The sequence below is a fragment of the Frankia torreyi genome, from assembly GCF_000948395.1.
Classification (GTDB): domain Bacteria; phylum Actinomycetota; class Actinomycetes; order Frankiales; family Frankiaceae; genus Frankia; species Frankia torreyi.
Genome location: NZ_JYFN01000012.1, coordinates 85,603 through 106,556 on the forward strand (window position 1 = coordinate 85,603; position 20,954 = coordinate 106,556).

The following is a 20,954-nucleotide window of genomic DNA, read 5'->3' on the forward strand; positions in this document are numbered from 1 at the left end:
GGATAGGAGCCCCTCGTGACCACGCTGTGGGACACCACCGGTTCTGAGGTGGTCAAGGCCCTCTCCGCCGAGCGGCGGGCGGCCGGGGCGCTGGCCTTCGGGCTGGCGCTCACCCTCGTCGCCGTCGTCGACGAGAGGCACGTCAGCGAGGCCGAGGGCGCGGCGACGCTCGCCGCCTCCGCCCACCCGTGCCGGCTGCTCATCGTGGTGCGCCGTCAGATCGAGTCGCCGCACCCCCGGCTGGACGCCGAGGTCTCGATCGGCGGCCGGCTCGGCCCGGGTGAGGCGGTCGTCATGCGGATGTCGGGGCGCCTGGCGCTGCACGCCGAGTCGGTCGTGCTGCCGCTGCTCGCCCCGGACGCCCCGGTGGTCACCTGGTGGCACGACGAGCCGCCGGTCCGGATCGCCTACGATCCGCTCGGCGTCTTCGCCGACCGCCGCGTCACCGACGTCACCGCCGCCCCCGACCCGCTGGCCGCGCTGTCCCAGCGGGCGACGGACTTCGCGCCCGGCGACACGGACCTGTCGTGGACCCGCCTGACGCCGTGGCGGACCCTGCTCGCCGCGGCGTTCGACACCGTCAGCGACCGGCCCGACGCGGCGGTGATCACCTCCGGGCGGGCCAACCCGAGCGCCCAGCTCTTCGCCGGCTGGTTGCAGAACAAGCTCGGCATCCCGGTGTCCGTCGAGGAGGTCGGGAGCCGGCCCGACATCACGAAGGTGACCGTGTCCTTCGGCGGGTCCGAGCTCGCGATCTCCCGGACCGACTCCCGCACGGCGAGGATCTCCCGGTCCGGCTACCCGGACCGCGTCCTGCCGCTGCCGGGCCGCGGCGTCGGCGAGCTGCTCGCCGAGGAGCTGCGCCGGCTCGACGACGACGAGGTCTTCGCTGAGGCGCTGGGTACCTGGAGCGGCCTGGCGCACCTCGCCGACCGCTCGCCGCACCGCGAGCACATCTGGCGCGACCCGATGGACAAGTCCGTGACGGTCACCAGCACGGTTCCGCCGACCGCCGGCGCCGCCCAGGCCGGGGCGACCTCCCAGGCGGGAACGACATCCCCTGCCAGGAGCGCACCCCAGACCGGGAGCGCATCCCAGACCGGGAGCGCACCCCAGGCGGGAACGGCGTCCTCCGCCGGGAGCTCCCCGCCCGCCGGCCTGTCGGGCTCCGCCGCCCAGGCGAAGCGGCCGGCGCGCGGCCCGGCCGCCGGGTCCACATCCGGGTCCACATCCGGATCTGCGACGGCGGACCAGCCGAAGGCGGGCGGCGCATGACAGCCGAGCCGCAGCTCGTCCCGCACCGCGACGCCGGCGTCCTCGCCCGCGCCGCCGCCGCCCGGCTGATCACCCGGCTGATCGACGGGCAGGCCGCCCGCGGCGAGGCGTCGGTGGTGCTCACCGGCGGTGGCATCGGCATCGCACTGCTGCGAGCGGTCCGGACGAACCCCGCGGTCGACGCGGTCGACTGGTCCAGGGTCGACGTCTGGTGGGGCGACGAGCGGTTCGTCCCCGCGGACTCCCCCGACCGCAACGACCGGCAGGCCCGCGAGGCGCTGCTCGACCACATCCCGGTCGACCCGAAGCGGGTGTTCCCGATGGGCCATCACGCGGCCCAGACGGCCGGCGGGGACGTCGAGGGCAGCACCGCGGCATCCGGCTACGCCGACCCGGAGTCGGCGGGGGCGGAGTACGCGGCCCTGCTCGCCGGCCGCGCGGCGCCGGGCGCCGCGGTCCCCGTGTTCGACGTCGTCCTGCTCGGTCTCGGCCCGGAGGGGCACGTCGCGTCCCTGTTCCCGAACTCGCCGGCGGTCGTGGCCACGGAGCCGGTGGTGGCCGTGCACGACTGCCCGAAGCCGCCGCCGGAACGCATTTCCCTGACCCTGCCGACGATCCAGTCGGCCCGCGAGGTGTGGGTGATCGTCGCGGGTGAGGAGAAGGCCGGGGCCGTGGCCGCGTCGTTCTCCGGAGCGGGGCCGATCGACGTCCCGGCAACCGGAGCCGTGGGCCGCGAACGCACCCTCTGGCTGGTCGACCGGGCGGCCGCCTCCCGCCTGACACCGACCCACGGCTGACACCGACCCCGGCTGAGGCGCCGGTGGGTTGGTGCGGTGGGTTGGTGCGGTCGGCGGGCCGGGTTTTCCGGGACCGCCGCCTGTGCTCAGGCGAGGATCCGCGTCTTGCCGCGTTCGAACTCGACGTCGCTGATGATGCCCTGATCGCGCAGGTCCGCGAGCTTGCCGAGCTCGTCGGCGCTGCTCGCCGGGGCGGCGGCCCGCTCGAGATACGCCCGCCACGCCCGCTCGTCCCGGTCCGCGGCGGCGCGGCTGCGCTCGTGCATGCTGCCGCCGCGGACGACGAGGTAGGCGAGCACACCGAGACAGGGCAGCACGACGATGGCGGCGGTCCAGGCCGCCTTCGCCCAGCCAGACAGGTCCGGGCTGCGGAAGACATCGGTGATCACCGCGAAGAGCAGGAACAGCCACAGGACGAAGGCGAAGAACCAGACCATGTAGAGGAACACGCTCAGCAACGGGAAGTCGGGATCCACCGCGGCACCTCCAGTCAGTACCGTCGCCCCGGACCCGGGGGACGGTCGCCGGTCCGCGCGGAGCCTGCGGGCCGAGACCCGGGTCATACCCGCCCGCGGCCGCCCCGCCGTCGCCCCCGGTCACCCGTCCGGGGTGGAAACCCGAGTCCCGCCACGCCTCCCCTGCCTCCCCTGGATGCTCGTGGTATTCGCCGGCGGGGTCGGCTCACCCGGGCACCCGACGCAGCACCGCATGCCCGCCCGGAACAATCAAGGACGCTGGATAGTCGTAGTCCAGGGTGCCGTCGGTGCGCAGCACGAGGACGTCGACCGCGTTCGCGACGCACGCCACGCCGCCCGCGGTGAGACGCTCGGCGAACCGGGCCTCGGCGCCGCGGACGCTCAGGAGCTCCAGGTCGGCCGCGCAGCCGTCGCGCGTGTTCCGGTTACTGCCCAGGGTCTCGCCCACCCGGCCGCCGGCCAGGATGAGCTCGGCCGGATACGAGGCCTCGTCCTGCGCGACCGTCCCCCGCCACCGCCCGATCATGCCGGCGGGCAGGTCGCCGCCGTTCCCCGGCCGCGCCGCGCCGTCCCCGTCGACCGCGGCGACGGGCCCGGCCGACCGGGACGGGCCGATCTCGCCGCCACCACCGCCACCGCCGGAGGTGAGCAGAAGGATCCCGCCAGCCACGGCCACGACCGCCACCAGCGCGGCGAGCAGCAGGCCGACCGGCCGCCAGTCCCACCGCCCCCCGCTCGGCCCCGTCGGCGGCGACCCGCCCGCCACCGGGCGCCGCCCCGGCACCGCGCCGGGCATGGCCCGCAGGGACACCGGCGTCGCGCTCCCCGGGGCTACTCCGGTCACGCCATCCGGGACCGCTCCGGACACGCCACCCGGGACCACCCCGGACACGCCACCCGGAGCCGCTCCGGTCGCGCCACCCGGCACTCGACCGCGCGCTGCAGGGGCCGGGCGCAGCGGCGCGGAGCCGGATGACGCCCGGGTGAGCAGGGCCTGCGCGCCGTCGGGGCGCAGCCGGCTCGCCGGGCTCTTGGCCAGCAGGCCGGCGATCGCGGGGGCCAGCGGGCCGGCGCGGGCGAACGGGGGCGGGTCGGCGTGCAGCACCGCGCCGACCGTCAGCGGCAGGGTCTCCCGGTGAAACGGGGGGACCCCCTCGACGGCGAGGTAGAGGGTGGCGCCGAGCGCGAACAGGTCGCCGGCGAGGGTCGCCGCACCGCCGAGCAGCCGCTCGGGGGCCATGTAGGCGGGGGTCCCGCCGCTACCGAGACCCCCGGTCAGCGTCGGGTCGGAGACGTGCGTGGCGATGCCGAAGTCGGTGAGCAGCACCCGGCCGTCGTGCGCCAGCAGGATGTTGGACGGCTTGACGTCGCGGTGCAACACCCCGAGCCGCTTGCCGGCGACGAGGGCGTCAAGGACGGCGAGGCCCACCCGGGCCGCGCGTTCCACCGGCAGCGGGCCCCCGCGCTCGACGGTGGCGACCAGGGTGGCGGCGGGCACGTAGTCCATCACGATCCACGGCAGCCCGTCCTGCTCGACGGCGTCGTGGACGGTCACGACGTGCGGGTTGCCCCGTAGCCGGGCGGCGTTGCGAGCCTCCCGCATCGCCGTGTCGACCTGGCCGGCCCGCTCGGCGTCCTCGAGGTCGGCCGGGAACCGGATCTCCTTGACTGCGACGTCGACCCGCAGCACCTCGTCGTACGCCCGCCAGACGGTGCCCATCCCGCCGGCGCCCAGCCACTCGACCAGCCGGTAGCGCCCCGCGACGAGCCGACCGGCGCCGACGTCATCAACGGTCACGGCGCATCATCCTCGGCGGTGGGCCTGGCGGGGCCGGGCGGGAGCGTCCCGCGCACCCGCGCCGGGCACCAACCGACGGCCCGCCTGTCCGGCCGCGGGCGCGAGCGCGGCGCGGGCCGGATGTCAGGCCTCGAATCAGCCTAGGGGGCGCCCCGCAGCTTGGCGAGGGCTTCCGCGAGGATCGCCTCGCCGTCCTTCTCGTTACGCCGCTCCCGGACGTAGGCGAGATGGGTCTTGTACGGCTCGGTCCGCGGCGGGGCCGGGGTGTTGTCCCGGTCCCGCCCCGCCGGAAAGCCACAGCTCGGACAGTCCCACGTGTCGGGAATGGCCGCGTCCGCGGCGAACGACGGTCTCGTCTCGTGCGCGTTGGCACACCAGAAGGAGATGCGCTGGCGGGGCGCGGTCTCGCCGCGCTCCGCCTCTCCCATCGGTCCTGCCCCGACCCGGCTCCCCCGGATGGCGTTGCCACCTGCCACGGCCCGCGTGCTCCTTCGTCTCGTCCCATGGGTGGTAGCCCGGAACCCGCTGCGGCGGCCCCGCGGTGTGCACCACCGCGGGAACCGACAGCCGGTTCCGCAAGCATGACGTTCCCGGCCACTCCCCCGGGTTGTCCCTCCGGGTACGTCCTGGGGGGAGTGTAGGCCGCCAGGGCCCAACGTGGATGCACCGACCACCCCAACCCGGCCATGCACAGCCGGGACGATCAAGGACGGGTCGGGCGTCATCCGGATCCGAGCGACACGGCGGACGGATCGGCCGTGCCGATGGACGGCACGATCGCGAACGTCGTGACCCCCGCGCTGTGGAACTCCGGGGTGTGCACGACCGCCAGCGGGATCACCGCGGCGCTGCCGACGACGGTCTGCTCCAGCGCGCCCCACGAGGCGGCCGCGGTGGTCTCCGAGGTGGCCCGCAGGGCGGCGTCGAGCTGGCGGGAGGCGTTCGGATCGCGGTAGCCGCCGTCGGCGGGCCGCGGGCCGAGCCACTGCTCGTCCAGCAGCGGCTGGAAGACCGTGCGCCCGGCGTCGCCGAACCACGCCGGGGTGATCGTGGACAGCGCCAGGTCCCAGAACTGGCCGGTGGGCTGGACCGCCGCGGCGGTCCAGCGCGCACCGGTGCGGATCCGCACGTCAAGGCGGACGCCAGCGCGGGCGAACGCCGTACGCAGCGCCTCGGCGACCGCCGCGTCGGTGGCGCTGTCGGTGGTGAGCAGCGACAGCGCCGTGACGGGTCCGCCGGGGGTCTGGCTGAGCGCCTCCCGACAGCGGGCCGGGTCGCCGAGGCCGGCGGGGCTCGGGAACGGGTCGGCGTCGTTGTAGCCGGTCATCGGCTCCTGCAGCAGCCCGCCCGTGGTGGCGGCGAACTCGGGGCCGCCGAGAGCCGCGGCCAGGCTCACCCGGTCGATGCAGTAGGGCAGCGCCTGGCGGATGGCCGGTTCGCGCAGGGCTGCCGCGGACGGCCCGTCGAGGCCTACCGTGAGCGCCAGGGTGGAACCCACCGGGGCGACGACGAGGCGCGGGTCCTTGGCCTTCGCCAGTTCCGCGGCCCGGCCGGCCGGGAGTTCACCGTCGAGCGCCATGTCCGCGTCGCCGCGTTCGAGCTGCTGCTGCATCTGTTCGGGGGACAGCCCGTCGATGATCGTGATGTGGTCGGGTAGCGCCCGGCGGATGCCGTCCGAGGAGGCGCTCCACGACGGGTTTCGGGCCAGCCGGTAGCCCGGCGTGGCGTCGTCGTCCGGGGCGATGGTGAACCGGTAGGGCCCGTCGGAGACCAGGTTGTGCAGGTACTCCGGCGAGTCGGGCGGATAGGCGAGCGCCTCCAGCGGCACCGGCGACGCCGCCGGCAGGGCCAGTACGTCGACGAAGTCGTTCACCGGGGCGAGCAGGTGGAACGCGACGGTGTCATCGCCGACGATCTCCACCCCCTCGATGGTGTTGCTCTCGACGAAGGCGGCGGCGTCCCCGGCCGGGGTCGCCGCGAGCTCGGTACAGAATTCGCGGAAGCCGACGACCGTCGCGGCGAAGTAGCCGCGCAGCGGGGAGGGATCCGGCGGCACGCACAGCCGCTTGATGCCACGGGCGACGTCGTTGGCCGTGATCCGCCGCTGGTTCGGGGTGTCCCAGCGGGCCGCCGACCGCAGCCGGACGGTGTAGACCAGCCCGTCCTCGGTGACAATCGGCGCCCCGGCGGCCAGGTCGGGCCGCGGGACTGTCGACTTCGCCGCATCGGCGTCGGCGGGATAGCTGTAGAGCTGGCGGGCGACGAGGCGGACGACGGCCTGCTCGCCGGGCTGGTCGGCCCAGCCCGGGTCTCCGCTGGGCATCTGCTGGGTGACGATGCGCAGGGTGCCCCCGGGCTTGGCCGCCGGCGGGGTCGTGGCGATGGCCGTCGGGGTGGGGCTGGGGGCGGCGAGGCGGCCGGAGCCGCCGGAACCGCCGCTGCAGGCCGCGACGGTGACGGCGAGCACGGCGGCGAGCGCCGCAAGTCGAGACGCCGCCGCCCTCCGGGGGCGGCGGCGCGCACGCGGGGCGTTCAATTCTTCAGCAGCAGACCGAGACCGATGATGCAGACGAACCACACGGTCCCGACCAGGATGGTCAGCCGGTCGAGGTTCTTCTCCACGACGGAGGAACCGCCGAGCGACGAGGACACGCCCCCACCGAACAGGGTGGACAGACCGCCGCCCTTGGCCCGGTGCAACAAGACGAGCAGGATCATCAGAATACTCGCGATGATCAAGGCGATCGACAGACCGACCGTCATTCAGACCAGCTCCTGCTCCTCGGGGAGGTGGCAGGAGACCCGCGCCCGGCTCGCCTCCGCGACAGTGGAGGCTCCACGGCCCTGCACACCTCCTGCGCCTTCCAGCAACCTGCGCCTACCAAGCGACCCACGCCTGCCAAGCACCCTGCACCTGCCAAGCACCCTGCACCCGGCAGGCAACCCACGCCTGCCAAGCAACCCACGCCTGGCAGCAACCTCGGTGGATCCGGCAACCGTCAGGGGGCAAGCGGTATCGGCACACGTCGCCAGGCAACAGTATCCGCTTGCACCGGCGAGCCCCCGCCGGAACCGGCACCGCGAGGGCCGGGTGCGTGACCGGGTACACGGCGGGCAGCCGCATACAGACCGGCCCGGCCGGCCGTTTCTCTACGGTTCCGCCAAGGTACCGCACCCTGTCGCCCGGACCGCGGTGACGCACCCCGCTCCGGGCGCGCGATGCGCAGCCGGGTCCGGCCGGCGGGCGAGCGTTGCGTGCGTCGAGATCTGGCACCGCACCCACAACGGCACTGCGCCCACAACGGCGAGAGCCCGGCGGGGTTCACCCCCACCGGGCTCTCGGTTCGGCCGCCTCAGGCGGGCGGGCCGCTGCGCACGATGCCGACGAACTCCTCGGCGACGAGGCTGGCCCCGCCGACGAGCCCGCCGTCGACGTCGGGCATGGTGAACAGCTCGCCGGCGTTCGCCGCCTTCACCGAGCCGCCGTACAGCACGCGGATGCCCGCGGCCACCGCGTCGCCGTAGAGCCGGGCGAGCTGCCCGCGCACGGCGGCGCACATGTCCTGGGCGTCCTGGGCGGACGCCGTGCGGCCGGTGCCGATCGCCCACACCGGCTCGTAGGCGATGACGATCGTCGCGGCCTGCTCGGCGGTGATCCCGGCAAGCGACCCGGTGAGCTGGCCCAGCACGTGCTCGACGTGGGTGCCGGCCGCGCGGATCTCCTCCACTTCGCCGACGCACAGGATCGGCGTGATCCCGGCGGCGTAGGCCGCCTTCGCCTTCGCGGCGACCAGGGCGTCGTCCTCGTGGTGGTCGGCGCGGCGCTCGGAATGGCCGACGACGACGTAGGAGCAGCCGAGCTTGGCCAGCATCGACCCGCTGATGTCGCCGGTGTGCGCGCCCGAGCCGTGCGGAGAGAGGTCCTGCCCGCCGTAGCCCAGGGCGAGCTTGTCGCCGTCGATCAGCGTCTGGACGCTGCGCAGGTCGGTGAACGGCGGGATGACGACGACCTCGACGGTCTCGAGCTCCGCGGGCTTGAGATCGAAGGCGATCTTCTGCACCAGCGCGATGGCCTCGAGGTGGTTGAGGTTCATCTTCCAGTTGCCGGCCACCAGTGTCCGCCGCCCGGTGCCCTTGTCCTTGCTCACGCGGTTCTTACCTTTCTCGGTACCCCGTTCGGATCGTCCCCGGCCCAGCGGTGCCATCACCGGCTCCCGGTCTCAGACATCGAGCGCCGCGAGGCCGGGCAGCGTCTTGCCCTCGAGGTACTCCAGGCTCGCCCCGCCGCCGGTGGAGATGTGGCTGAAGGCGTCGTCGGGGATGCCGAGCGTGCGCACGGCGGCGGCGGAGTCCCCGCCACCCACCACGGAGAAGCCGTCCCCGGCGGCGATCGCCTCGGCGACCCCGCGGGTGCCGGCGGCGAACGGCGCGAGCTCGAACACGCCCATCGGGCCGTTCCAGAACACGGTCGCGGCGCCGGCGAGCCGCTCGGCGAACTGCGCCGTGGACTCCGGGCCGATGTCCAGGCCGAGCCAGCCCGCCTCGATCCCGTCGGCGGCGACGACCGCCGTCTGGGCGTCGGCGGCGAAGCGGTCGGCGACGACGACGTCGGTCGGCAGCACGATCCGGTCGCCGCCCTCGGCGAGCAGGGCCTTGCAGGTGTCGATCATCTCGGACTCGAGCAGCGAGCCCCCGACGCCGTGGCCGAGGGCCGCCAGGAAGGTGAAGCACATGCCACCGCCGACGAGCAGCGCGTCGACCTTGGGCAGCAGGGCGCGGATGACCCCGAGCTTGTCCGACACCTTCGAGCCACCGAGGACCACCGCGTAGGGGCGGGCCGGGTCGGCGCTGAGCCGGCGCAGCACGTCGAGCTCGGTGAGCACCAGCCGGCCGGCCGCGTGCGGCAGGCGCTTGGGCACGTCGACGACGCTGGCGTGGGCCCGGTGGACCGCGCCGAAGGCGTCGCCGACGTAGAACTCGGCCAGGGCCGCCAGGGCGTCCGCGAACGACGCCCGGGTCACGGCGTCCTTGCTGGTCTCGCCGGGCGAGAAGCGCAGGTTCTCCAGCAGCGCCACCTCGCCGTCGCCGAGACCGGCGACGACCTCACGCGCGCGGGCGCCGGAGATGTCGCCGGTGCCGTCGCCGGCGAAGGCCACCGGCCGGCCGAGCAGCTCGCCGAGGCGGACCGCGACCGGCTCCAGCGAGTACTTGGGGTCGGGCTCGCCCTTGGGACGGCCGAGATGGGAGGTCACGATCACCCGCGCGCCACGGTCCAGCAGCGCGGCGATCGTCGGGACACTGGCGCGGACCCGGCCGTCGTCGGTGATGCGCGGGGTGTCGCCCGAACGGTCCAGCGGCACGTTCAGGTCGCTGCGGACCAGGACGCGGTGCCCGGCGACCTGTAGGTCGTCGATCGTCCTCACTCTTGGTTACTCCATTGGGTTCGAGACCGGGGAAGGGAGACGGGCGATGCTGCGAACCGCCTCCGGCGATCCCCACCGGGAACCTGGCCGGACACGCTCCGCGGCGTTGCGGTTGCGATGCGAGAGGAAGAGTGCGGGACGCAACCACGACGGCCGGGACCGCGGACGGCGGCCCCGGCCGGAACGGCGCCTTGCACCACAGCGAAACCAGTACTACAGCGAGACCAGTACTACGGCGAACCTAGAGGCGGGCGCCGACCAGGGCGGTCAGGTCGACCAGCCGGTTGGAGTAGCCCCACTCGTTGTCGTACCAGCCGACGATCTTGACCTGGTTGCCGGCGGACATCGTCAGCAGCGAGTCGAAGGTGCAGGATGCCGGGGTGTTCACGATGTCGGAGGAGACGATCGGGTCCTCGGTGTAGACCAGGTAGCCCTTGAGCGGGCCGTCGGCCGCCGCCCTGAACGCCGCGTTGACCTCGTCCTTGGTCGCCGGCGTGTTCAGCGTGGCGACCAGGTCGGTGACCGAGCCGTCGAGCACCGGCACCCGCATGGCGATGCCGTCGAGCTTGCCCTTGAGGTGCGGCAGGACCAGCGCGGTGGCCTTGGCGGCACCGGTGGTGGTCGGGATGATGTTCTGCGCCGCCGCCCGGGCCCGGCGCAGGTCCTCGTGCGGGAAGTCCAGGATGACCTGGTCGTTGGTGTAGGCGTGGATGGTGGTCATGAGGCCCTGGCTGATGCCGAACGCCTCGTCGAGGACCTTGGCCATCGGCGCCACACAGTTCGTGGTGCAGGAGGCGTTGGACAGGATGTGGTGCTTCGCCGGGTCGTAGGCGTCGTCGTTCACGCCCACGACGACGGTGATGTCCTCGTCCTTGGCCGGGGCCGAGATGATGACCTTCTTGGCACCCGCCGTGAGGTGCTTGCCCGCGTCGGCGGCCTTGGTGAACCGGCCGGTGGACTCGATGACGATGTCCACGCCCAGCTCGCCCCAGGGCAGCGCGGCCGGGTCGCGCTCGGCGAGCACCTTGATCAGGGTGTCGCCGACCCGGATGCCCTCGTCGACGACGCTGACCGGCGCGGCCAGCGTGCCCAGGGTGGTGTCGTACTTGAGAAGGTGCGCGAGGGTCTTGTTGTTGGTCAGGTCGTTGACGGCGACGATCTCAAGGTCGTCCCGCTTGCTCGCCGCGAGCGCCCGCCAGAAGTTACGGCCGATCCGCCCGAAGCCGTTGACACCCACCCGCGTAGCCACGTTCAGGACTCCCTACCGTCTTGTCTCGTCGTTTCGACGGCCACGACGCCGCTTGCGTCATGACCGGAGTTCGGTATCTCGTTGTCGAGGCAGGAGCCTAACGAGTTCGCACATCATCGGCGGTAATCCGAACCGTGCGGTGTTGGTCTCCTCACACGGGACCGCGCGTCCGTCGGGCTACCTGCTCCCACCCGGTCACGACGATGCTCCGCCTCCGGAGGTTCCCGCCGCTCCCCCACCCGGACCCCCGGGCCAGGCACGTCCCGCGCTTGCCTGTCACACCGTCCGAGCCGCTCCACCGTTCGGGCACCCCCGCGGCGCGAGGCCTGCACCGTCCCCTGCGTGCGATCCCGATGGTGCTACTCCGCGATTATTCCACGGACGTTCGGGCATCGTTGGTCCGACCTCGGCACGTTCCGCCACCAACGGGCCCTTATCAGGAATAGCGCTGATCCAGCTAGCGAAATGCCCGGAATCAACCAGATGACGCATTGTCAACACTCAGGCGTTCTCCAGCAGGTCCGGCGAGACGCTTGCCTCGGTGTTGGGGATGCCGAGTGCGTTCGCCCGCTTGTCCGCGAGCGCCAGCAGCCGCCGGATCCGCCCGGCGACGGCGTCCTTGGTCAGCGGCGGGTCGGCGAGCGCGCCGAGTTCCTCCAGGGACGCCTGGGCGTGTTCCAGGCGCAGCCGGCCCGCGGCGAGCAGGTGCTCGGGCGCGTCGTCACCGAGGATGCGCATCGCCGCCTGCACCCGCGCCCCGGCCGCGACCGCGGCGCGGGCCGAGCGGCGCAGGTTGGCGTCGTCGAAGTTCGCCAGCCGGTTCGCCGTCGCCCGGACCTCGCGGCGCATCCGCCGCTCCTCCCAGGCCATCAGGCTGTCATGGGCACCGATCTTGGTCAGCAACGCGCTGATGGCGTCCCCGTCCCGGATGACCACCCGGTCGACCCCACGCACGTCGCGGCTCTTGGCCTGCACACCGAGCCGCCGCGCCGCCCCGACCAGCGCGAGCGCCGCCTCCGGACCGGGCGAGGTCACCTCGAGCGAGCAGGACCGGCCAGGTTCCGTCAGCGACCCATGGGCGAGGAACGCACCCCGCCATGCCGCCGCCGCGTCGCAGGCCGAGCCGGTGACGACCTGCGGCGGCAGCCCGCGGACGGGCCGGCCACGCTGGTCGAGCAGCCCCGTCGAGCGGGCGAGTTGTTCACCGTCGCGTTCGACCCGCACGATGTAGCGCACCGAGCGGCGCAGCCCCCCGGCGGCGAGCACCGCCACCGTGGACGGGAAGCCGAAGACCTCGGCGACCTCCCGACGCAGCCGACGCGCGGTCGCACCCGTATCCAGCTCCGCCTCCACCACGATGCGGCCCCCGACGATGTGCAGCCCCCCACCGAAACGCAGCAGGGCTGCCATCTCGGCCCGCCGGCAACAGGGCTTCGCGACCCGTAGCCGGCTCAGTTCGTCCTTGACGGTGGCCGTCATCGCCGCCACACCGATCACTCCTTGGCTTCACCGAATGGGGTCCGGCGAACGGCGCCGCCGGACGATGGGTACTTCGTGACCGGCCGCCGGCTGACCCCCGCGGACGGCGCCCGCGGCACCGACGGGGCCGGCGGCCCGGACGGCCCGGTGCGGACGGCCGGCGACGCCGCCGCGGACTGTGCGCCCGCTTCGGACCGTGCGCCCGCTCCGGACCGTGCGAACACTGCACGGAAGGCCTCGGCAAGGCGGGCCGGGTCGTGCACGGGTGCGCCGGGCACCCGCACCGGCGCGAGATGCAGCCGGGCGCCGAGATCCGCCGCAGCCCGCGCCAGCGGGTCGGGCTCGGGCACGGCACTCGGATCGGCGATCACGACGTCCAGGCGCAGCCCGGGCACGTGCCGGCGCAGGGCGTCGAGGTGGGCCTGCGGGGTGTACCCGGCGGTCTCCCCCGGCTGGGCGGCCAGGTTGAGGACCATCAGCGTGCGCGCCCGCGAGGTGGTGATCGCCTGCCGCATCCCAGGCACCAGCAGGTGCGGCAGCATGCTCGTGTAAAGCGAGCCCGGGCCGAGCACGAGCCAGTCGGCCGCGTGGGCCGCCGCCACCGCCTCCGCGCAGGCCGCCGGTTCCGCCGGTGCGAGCCGGACACCGGCCACCCGTCCCGCCGTGGTGGCAACTGCGGCCTGCCCGCGTACCTCGGTCACCGCCCCCGGTACGGCCGGGTCCAACCCGAGGACGTCGGCGACGATGTCGATGCCCGCGGTGGACAGCGGCAGTACCCGACCCCGCGCCCCGAGCAGGCCGGCGGCGAGATCGAGGGCGGCAACCGGGGAGCCGGTGTGCTCGGCCAGCCCGGTCAGCACCAGGTTCCCCACGGCGTGCCCGGCCAGCGAGCCGGAGCCGGCGAACCGGTGTTGGAAGAGCTCCGCCCAGGTCGCCGGCGGGCCGTCCGGGCCGGCGAGCGCGGCCAGCGCCATCCGCAGGTCCCCCATGGGCAGCGCGCCGAGCTCCGCTCGCAACCGCCCCGATGATCCGCCGTCGTCGCCGACGGTAACCACCGCCGTCAGCGCCGAGGTGAGCTGGCGCAGCGCGGCCAGCGAGGCGGCGAGCCCGTGGCCGCCGCCGAAGGCGACGACCGCCGGCTCCAGCCCGGCGCCCGCGTCCTCGACGGCCTGGACGGCCTCAGGGGCCACGGCGACCCCAGTGACCCCGGCGCCCTCAGCGCCCCCGGTGGCCCCAGCGCCCTCAGCGGCCCGGGGGTCACGGCCGGGGCCGGTGGGCTTCGGCACGCTCACTCCCGTCCCAGATCGCGGTGCACGACCCGGACCCCGACGCCGTCGGCGGCCAGTCGCGCGCCGAGCTGCTCGGCCATCGCCACGCTGCGGTGCTTGCCGCCGGTACACCCGACCGCGAGGGTCAGGTACCGCTTGCCCTCCCGCGCATAGCCCTCCCCGACCAGGCGCAGCAGGGCCGCGTACTGGTCAAGGAACTCCTGCGCCCCGGGTTGGGCGAGGACATAACTACGCACCTGCGGATCCCGCCCGGTGTAGGGGCGCAGCTCCTCCACCCAGTGCGGATTGGGCAGGAATCGGCAGTCGGCGACGAGGTCGGCGTCCAGCGGCAGCCCGTACTTGTACCCGAACGACACCACGGTGGCGTTGAGCCGGTTCGCGCCCGGCTGCCCGAACGCCGCATCGATCTTCGACCGCAGCTCGTGGACGTTCAGGTCCGTGGTGTCGAGGACGAGATCGGCCTCGCCACGCAGCTCGGCGAGCAGCGCCCGTTCCCGGCCGATGCCGTCGACCACGCGCTCGTCGCCCTGCAGCGGATGCGGCCGGCGGACGTGGTCGAACCGCCGGATGAGCGCGTCGTCGCTGGCTTCGAGGAAGAGCATCCGGGGATGCATGCCGCGGGCGTCCAGCGCCGCGACCGCTGCCCGCAGGTCGGAGAAGAACGCCCGGCCGCGGACGTCCACGACCACGGCGATCCGGCTGACCGCGCCCCCGGAGCGGTGGCCGAGCTCCGCCATGGTGGACAGCAGGGCCGGCGGCAGGTTGTCGACGACGAACCAGCCGAGGTCCTCCAGGCACTTGGCCGCGGTGCTGCGCCCCGCGCCGGACAGGCCGGTGATGATGGCGAGGTCGAGGGTCGGGGTGGTCATGACGGCCTTCCCGAGTCGGCGTGGTGCAGGGCGCGTGCCGCCGCGGCGGGATCGTCCGCCGCGGGCGCCGGTGCGGTCCGCACCGGGTCGGGTTCCGGCGCGGGCGCCGGTGGCGCCTCGTCGAGGATCTCACCGGTGCGAGGGTCGACGGCGGGGGTGGGGGCGGCGGCGGTGCCCGGCGCGGACCGGCCGAGCGCCGTGAGGATCGCCGCGGCGGTGCGCGGCCCGATCCCGGGCACCTGGGCGATCTCCTCGGCGCTCGCCGCCCGCACCTTCGCCACCGAGCCGAACTGCCGCAACAGCGCCTTGCGCCGGGTCTCCCCGAGGCCGGGCACGTCGTCGAGAGCGGAGGTCACCATCGCGGCGGACCGCTTCTGCCGGTGGTAGGTGATGGCGAAACGATGCGCCTCGTCCCGGACCCGCTGCAACAGGTACAGCGCCTCGGAGGCGCGCGGCAGGATCACCGGCTCCGCGGAGTCGGGCAGCCAGACCTCCTCCAGCCGCTTCGCGAGCCCGCACAGCGCCACCCCGCCGGGCCCCGTGTCGATGCCGAGCTCGTCGAGGGCTCGGGCGGCCGCGGCGACCTGCGGGGGGCCACCGTCGACGACGACGAGGTTCGGCGGGTAGGCGAACTTGCGGGGTCGGCCGGTGTCCGGGTCGATCGACTGCGCCGCGCCCGTCGGGACGGCCCGGCCCCGCCCGTCCCGCACGCCCGCCTCGGCACCGGCAGGGACGTCGCCCGCGAGGTCGCCAGTCTGATCGGCGGTGGAAGCGGCGGTGGGGCCGACGGCGAGATCCTCCACGGGGTCGACGATGTCGACGAGTTCCCCCGTGCGGGACCGCTCGGCGAGGTACCGGGAGAACCGGCGGTGGATGGTCTCGTACATGCTGGCGACGTCGTCCTGCCCGGCGTCCGGCCGCCCGTGCTCGCGGCCGGCGCCCGCGCCGCCGCGGATGGAGAACCGGCGGTACTCCGACTTGCGCGCCAACCCGTCCTCGAAGACGACCATGCTCGCGACGACGTTGGTGCCCTGGATGTTCGACACGTCGTAGCACTCGATGCGCAGCGGCGCGTCCGGCAGCTCCAGGGCCTCCTGGAGCTCGGCGAGCGCCCGGCTGCGCGCGGTCAGGTCGCTGGCCCGCTTCGTGCGGTGCAGCGTCAGCGCCTGGCGGGCGTTGCGCTCCACGGTCTCCAGCAGGGTGCGCTTGTCGCCGCGGCGCGGCACCCGGACCTCGACCCGGCCGCCGCGGGCGACGCTGAGCAGCTCGGCCACGGCGTCCGCGTCCGGGGGCAGGGCGGGCACGAGAATCTCGCGCGGGATGCCCGCGCCCTGCGGGTCCGTGCGCGGCGACCGGGCCGGCGGCGTGGGCCCGGCGGCCCGAGCGGCAGCCACGACGGCGGCATCCGATGCGCCGGCCTGCCCGGCCTGCCCGGCCTGCCCGGGGGGAACGGGGGGAACGGGGGGAACGGCGCCGGCGGTGGTGAGCGAGGTGCCCTCCAGGTACTCCTGGGTGAGGAACTGCTCCACGAGGTCGGCCGTGGTCACCTCGTCGAGCTTGTCGACCACCCAGCCGCGTTGCCCGCGCACGCGACCACCGCGAACATAGAAGATCGCGACCGCGGCCTCCAGCTCGTCCTCGGCGAAGGCGATCACGTCGGCGTCGGTGCCGTCGGGCAGCACGACGGCCTGCTTCTCGATGGCGCGCCGCAGGGCGCCGGCGTCGTCGCGCAGCCGCGCGGCCCGCTCGTACTCCTGGGCCGAGGCGGCCTGCTGCATCTCCTGCTCGAGCCGGCGCAGGTAGCGGCCGGTCTGACCGGACATGAAGTCGCAGAAGTCGTCGACGATCTCCCGGTGGGTCTCGGCATCCACCCGGCCGACGCAGGGCGCCGAGCAGCGGTCGATGTAGCCGAGCAGGCACGGCCGGCCGACCTGCCCGGCCCGCTTGAACACCCCCGCCGAGCAGGTGCGCGCGGGGAAGACGCGCAGCAGCAGGTCGAGGGTCTCCCGGATCGCCCAGGCGTGGGCGTACGGACCGAAGTACCGCACACCCTTGCGCTTCGGTCCCCGCATGACCTGCAGACGCGGGAACTCCTCGTGGAGGGTCACCGCGAGGCTCGGGTAGCTCTTGTCGTCGCGGTACCGGACGTTGAAGCGCGGATCGAACTCCTTGATCCACGTGTACTCGAGCTGGAGGGCCTCGACCTCCGTGGAGACCACGGTCCAGTCGACCGCGCTGGCGGCCTGGACCATGTGCTGGGTACGCGGGTGGAGCGTGTGCAGATCGGCGAAGTAGTTGGCCAGCCGGGCCCGCAGGTTCTTGGCCTTGCCCACGTAGAGCACACGGCCGTGCTCGTCGCGGAAGCGGTAGACGCCGGGGGTCTCGGGAATCGAGCCCGGCGCGGGTCGGTAGGACGCCGGATCAGCCATGAACCGAGCCTACGGCGACCATCATCCCGCATGAGCAGCGCCTGCACGTAACCATTTCATCACGCATAGCGCGCAACCTCATCGGCGGGCCCTCTCGAAGCGTGGCAGAAGGATGACAGCAGGCGACAGATCCTGAAGCTGGTCGTGATTAATCCCGGACTTTCCGTTGTTTCTGGTGCCCCCACTGGCGTCCGGCGCGGGGGGCTGCGACCCTCGACACATCGGGCAAGCGAACCGAGGGAGCCAGCTCGTGCTTGGTGAGGACGTCACGGCGGAGTTCGTCGTGGACGACGCGGCCAGCCGTGGGCGGGTGACGGTGTTCCAGATCTGCTGGCGTGCGTGCGATCCGCTGGCCGTGTCCATGACCCTGGTGTCCAGGCCGGAGCACCCCGCGCTGCCGCAGGGGAGCTGGGTCGCCCCCCGCGACGCCCTGCGTGCCGGGCTGGAGGCGGCGGTCGGCGACGGCGATGTGCGGATCGGCCCCGACCCCGGGGAGGGCGGCGTCCGGCTGGACCTGGTCGACGGGGATCGCCACTCCGTCGTGGTCCTCGCGACGGCGTCGCTGCGCAGCTTCCTGGACCGCACCGAACGGCTGGTGCCGACCGGCCAGGAGCACACCGAGCAGGAGCTGGACACCGTCCTGGCGAACCTGCTCCAGACCTGATCTCCCCGGCCCCGGGCGGCCGCACCGCGGACCCGCGCGGTCGACGGATCCCCGCCCGGCGCCGGCCACCCTGTGGCCCGCCGGGCGGCCGGCGCGCCTCTCAGCGGGCCGCCGCTTCGGCGAGCCTGCGCCGCCGAGCGCCTCCCCCACCACCGGCCTCGGCCGCCGCCCCGCCGGCGGCCGGGACCCGGTCGCCGAGGATCTCCCGAAGGAAGACCCCGGTGTGGCTCTCCTCGACTGCGGCAACGGTCTCGGGCGAGCCCTGGGCGACGACCCGACCGCCGCCGGTGCCGCCCTCCGGCCCCATGTCGATGATCCAGTCCGCCGTCTTGATGACGTCGAGGTTGTGCTCGATCACGATCACCGTGTTGCCGGCGTCGACGAGCCGGCCGAGCACCCCGAGCAGCTTGCGGATGTCCTCGAAGTGCAGCCCGGTCGTCGGCTCGTCGAGGACGTAGACGGTCCGGCCGGTGGAGCGCCGCTGCAGCTCGGAGGCGAGCTTGACCCGCTGCGCCTCGCCGCCGGACAGCGTCGGCGCCGACTGGCCGAGGCGGACGTAGCCGAGTCCGACGTCGTTGAGCGTGCGCAGGTGACGGGCGATCGCCGGCACCGCGGCGAAGAACTCGGCCGCCTCCTCGATCGGCATGTCGAGGACCTCGGCGATGTTGCGCCCCTTGTAGTGGACCTCGAGGGTCTCCCGGTTGTAGCGGGCACCGTGACAGACCTCACACGGCACGTACACGTCCGGCAGGAAGTTCATCTCGATCTTGATGGTGCCGTCGCCGGAGCACGCCTCGCAGCGGCCGCCCTTGACGTTGAACGAGAACCGGCCCGGCAGGTACCCGCGGACCTTGGCCTCGGTCGTCTCGGCGAACAGGCGGCGGATGTGGTCGAACACGCCGGTGTAGGTGGCCGGGTTGGACCGCGGGGTCCGCCCGATCGGCGACTGGTCGACCCTGACTGCCTTGTCGAGGTGGTCGAGGCCGCTGACGGTCCGGTGCCGGCCGGGCACCTCGCGGGCGCCGTTGAGCTTGTTGGCCAGCACGGCGGCGAGGATGTCGTTGACGAGGGTGGACTTGCCCGACCCGGACACCCCGGTGACGGCCACGAAGCAGCCCAGCGGGAACGAGACCGTGACGTCGCGCAGGTTGTGCTCGCGGGCGGCGTGCACCGTCAGCGCCCGCCCCTTCGTCGGCACCCGGCGGATGTCGGGCACCGGGATCTGGCGCCGGCCGGAGAGGTAGGCGCCGGTCATCGACTCCTCGCTGGCGAGCAGCTCCGCCACCGGCCCGGAGACGACGACCCGCCCGCCGTGCTCACCCGCGCCGGGGCCGATGTCGACCACCCAGTCGGAGGCCCGGATGGTGTCCTCGTCGTGTTCGACGACGATGAGCGTGTTGCCCAGGTCACGCAGCCGCAGCAGGGTCTGGATGAGCCGACGGTTGTCCCGCTGGTGCAGCCCGATCGACGGCTCGTCGAGCACGTAGAGCACCCCGACGAGGCCGGAGCCGATCTGGGTGGCCAGCCGGATGCGCTGCGCCTCCCCGCCGGCGAGGGTGCCGGCGGCCCGGTCGAGGGAGAGGTAGTCGAGCCCGACGTCGAGCAGGAACGTCAGCCGCGCGTCGACCTCCTTGAGCACCCGCCCGGCGATCGTCCGCTCCCGCTCGCTGAGCTCCAGCCCGCGCAGGAACTCGGCGCACTCGCCGATCGCCATCCCGGCGACCTCCGCGATGGACCGGCCGCCGACCGTGACGGCCAGCGACTCGGGCTTGAGCCGGGCCCCGCGGCAGGCCGGGCAGGGCACGTCGCGCATGTAGCCCTCGTACCGCTCGCGGCTGCTGTCCGACTCGGCCTCCCGGTGGCGGCGGCCGATGAAGCCGATGACCCCCTCGAACGACGTGTAGTAGGACCGCTTACGGCCGTAGCGGTTGGTGTAGCCGACGTGGATCTCGGTCTCGCCGCTGCCGTGCAGCACCGCCGTGCGGGCCCGCTCGGGCAGCCCCTCCCAGGGGGTGTCCATCCGGAAGCTGAGGTCCTCGGCGAGGGCGGTGAGCAGCCGCTCGAAGTACTCCTTGTTGTGCCCGCCGGCCCACGGCGCCACGGCACCCTGGGCCAGGGAGAGGGTCGGGTCGGGCACGACGAGCTCCGGGTCGACCTCCTTGCGGGTACCGATGCCGGTGCAGTCGGGGCAGGCGCCGTAGGGCGAGTTGAACGAGAACGACCGCGGCTCGAGCTCCTCGAAGGACAGGTCGTCATAGAGGCAGGCGAGGTGCTCGGAGTACATCCGCTCGCGCTCGGGGTCGTCGGCGGCCCGGTCGACGAAGTCGACGAGGACCAGGCCGCCACCCAGGCGCAGCGCCGTCTCCACCGAGTCGGTCAGGCGCCGCTTGGCCGACTCCTTGGCCGCCAGCCGGTCGACCACGACCTCGATCGTGTGCTTGCGCTGCTTCTCCAGCTTCGGCACGTCGGTGAGCGCCACGACGGTGCCGTCGACGCGGGCCCGGGCGAACCCGGAGCTCTGCAGCTCGGCGAACAGGTCGAGGTACTCGCCCTTGCGCCCGCGGACCACCGGCGCGAGCACCTGGAAGCGGGTGCCCTCGGGCAGCTCCAGCAGCCGGTCCACGATCTGCTGCGGGGTCTGCCGGGAGATCGGCCGCCCGCACTTCGGACAGTGCGGCCGGCCGGCGCGGGCGAACAGCAGACGCAGGTAGTCGTACACCTCGGTGATCGTGCCGACGGTGGAACGGGGGTTGCGCGAGGTGGACTTCTGGTCGATGGAGACCGCCGGGGACAACCCCTCGATGAAGTCCACGTCGGGCTTGTCCATCTGGCCGAGGAACTGGCGGGCGTAGGCCGACAACGACTCCACGTAGCGCCGCTGCCCCTCGGCGAAGATGGTGTCGAAGGCAAGGCTGGACTTGCCGGACCCCGACATGCCGGTGAAGACGATCAGCCCGTCGCGGGGCAGGTCGAGATCGACATCGCGGAGGTTGTGCTCACGCGCGCCACGCACGACAAGACGGTCGGCCATCGTCGATCCCTCATGATCTTCCGGAAAATCGGACCTGGGCGAGTGTGGCCATGCTACGGATGGGGACTGACAGTTTTTCCACGGCCGGTCGCCGGCGCCGCCCGCCGGGCACCCGCCCGCGCGCCGGCGGTACGGCCGTCACCCGACGGAAAGTAACGACCTGCCCGAAGTGGGT

Annotated in this window: 16 protein-coding genes; 3 read left to right on the forward strand and 13 right to left on the reverse strand. The window is 73.7% G+C overall.

Features of this window, described 5'->3' with window-relative positions:
* Positions 1 to 15 precede the first annotated feature (15 nt).
* Positions 16 to 1,275 (forward strand): glucose-6-phosphate dehydrogenase assembly protein OpcA, encoded by a 1,260-nt coding sequence (locus FF36_RS10010; protein ID WP_044884732.1) that lies wholly within the window; start codon positions 16 to 18, stop codon positions 1,273 to 1,275.
* On the forward strand, positions 1,272 to 2,072 hold the full coding sequence (gene pgl / locus FF36_RS10015; protein ID WP_044884733.1) for a 6-phosphogluconolactonase: 801 nt from the start codon (positions 1,272 to 1,274) through the stop codon (positions 2,070 to 2,072). The genes FF36_RS10010 and pgl overlap by 4 nt, the downstream gene beginning before the upstream one ends.
* Before the next feature lie 86 nt (positions 2,073 to 2,158).
* Here the strand turns inward: pgl and FF36_RS10020 are convergent, their stop codons facing one another.
* From FF36_RS10020 to uvrC, 12 genes are all read right to left on the reverse strand, one after another.
* A complete protein-coding gene (locus tag FF36_RS10020; protein ID WP_044884734.1) occupies positions 2,159 to 2,548 on the reverse strand; it encodes an SHOCT domain-containing protein in 390 nt (129 codons plus the stop codon).
* A gap of 205 nt (positions 2,549 to 2,753) precedes the next feature.
* Positions 2,754 to 4,346, reverse strand: coding sequence for a serine/threonine-protein kinase (locus FF36_RS10025; protein WP_044884735.1), 1,593 nt, complete (start codon positions 4,344 to 4,346; stop codon positions 2,754 to 2,756).
* A 140-nt stretch (positions 4,347 to 4,486) separates the two neighbouring features.
* Positions 4,487 to 4,822: an RNA polymerase-binding protein RbpA gene (locus tag FF36_RS10030; RefSeq protein ID WP_009399449.1), complete on the reverse strand. Its 336-nt coding sequence runs from the start codon at positions 4,820 to 4,822 to the stop codon at positions 4,487 to 4,489.
* Positions 4,823 to 5,067: 245 nt separating this feature from the next.
* Positions 5,068 to 6,882, reverse strand: a complete 1,815-nt coding sequence (locus tag FF36_RS10035) for an ABC transporter substrate-binding protein (protein ID WP_044884736.1) — start codon at positions 6,880 to 6,882, stop codon at positions 5,068 to 5,070.
* The gene (secG, locus tag FF36_RS10040) at positions 6,879 to 7,109 is read right to left on the reverse strand and encodes a preprotein translocase subunit SecG (RefSeq protein WP_044884737.1); all 231 of its coding nucleotides are present in this window, start codon (positions 7,107 to 7,109) and stop codon (positions 6,879 to 6,881) included. Before secG ends, FF36_RS10035 begins: the two co-directional genes overlap by 4 nt.
* Before the next feature lie 590 nt (positions 7,110 to 7,699).
* Positions 7,700 to 8,551 carry a triose-phosphate isomerase gene (gene tpiA / locus FF36_RS10045; protein WP_255354306.1) on the reverse strand — a complete coding sequence of 284 codons (852 nt, stop codon included), beginning with the start codon at positions 8,549 to 8,551 and terminating at the stop codon, positions 7,700 to 7,702.
* Between the two features lie 15 nt (positions 8,552 to 8,566).
* A complete protein-coding gene (locus FF36_RS10050; RefSeq protein WP_044884739.1) occupies positions 8,567 to 9,769 on the reverse strand; it encodes a phosphoglycerate kinase in 1,203 nt (400 codons plus the stop codon).
* A gap of 241 nt (positions 9,770 to 10,010) precedes the next feature.
* The gene (gene gap / locus FF36_RS10055; protein ID WP_044884740.1) at positions 10,011 to 11,018 is read right to left on the reverse strand and encodes a type I glyceraldehyde-3-phosphate dehydrogenase; all 1,008 of its coding nucleotides are present in this window, start codon (positions 11,016 to 11,018) and stop codon (positions 10,011 to 10,013) included.
* A 501-nt stretch (positions 11,019 to 11,519) separates the two neighbouring features.
* Positions 11,520 to 12,506, reverse strand: a complete 987-nt coding sequence (gene whiA, locus FF36_RS10060; RefSeq protein WP_044884780.1) for a DNA-binding protein WhiA — start codon at positions 12,504 to 12,506, stop codon at positions 11,520 to 11,522.
* 5 nt (positions 12,507 to 12,511) lie between these two features.
* Complete coding sequence (locus FF36_RS10065) at positions 12,512 to 13,687, reverse strand: gluconeogenesis factor YvcK family protein (RefSeq protein ID WP_110431432.1); 1,176 nt, start codon at positions 13,685 to 13,687, stop codon at positions 12,512 to 12,514.
* A gap of 98 nt (positions 13,688 to 13,785) precedes the next feature.
* Entirely contained in the window at positions 13,786 to 14,655 is an 870-nt protein-coding gene (gene rapZ, locus FF36_RS10070; protein WP_009399441.1) for an RNase adapter RapZ, read from the reverse strand.
* Positions 14,652 to 17,084 carry an excinuclease ABC subunit UvrC gene (gene uvrC, locus FF36_RS10075; protein ID WP_044884741.1) on the reverse strand — a complete coding sequence of 811 codons (2,433 nt, stop codon included), beginning with the start codon at positions 17,082 to 17,084 and terminating at the stop codon, positions 14,652 to 14,654. The genes rapZ and uvrC overlap by 4 nt, the downstream gene beginning before the upstream one ends.
* A 250-nt stretch (positions 17,085 to 17,334) precedes the next feature.
* On the opposite strand from uvrC, the gene FF36_RS10080 reads away from it, so the two are divergent.
* Positions 17,335 to 17,748: an SsgA family sporulation/cell division regulator gene (locus tag FF36_RS10080; RefSeq protein ID WP_044884742.1), complete on the forward strand. Its 414-nt coding sequence runs from the start codon at positions 17,335 to 17,337 to the stop codon at positions 17,746 to 17,748.
* A 100-nt stretch (positions 17,749 to 17,848) separates the two neighbouring features.
* On the opposite strand, the gene uvrA is transcribed toward FF36_RS10080, so the two are convergent.
* Positions 17,849 to 20,779: an excinuclease ABC subunit UvrA gene (uvrA, locus tag FF36_RS10085; protein ID WP_044884743.1), complete on the reverse strand. Its 2,931-nt coding sequence runs from the start codon at positions 20,777 to 20,779 to the stop codon at positions 17,849 to 17,851.
* Positions 20,780 to 20,954: the final 175 nt, after the last annotated feature.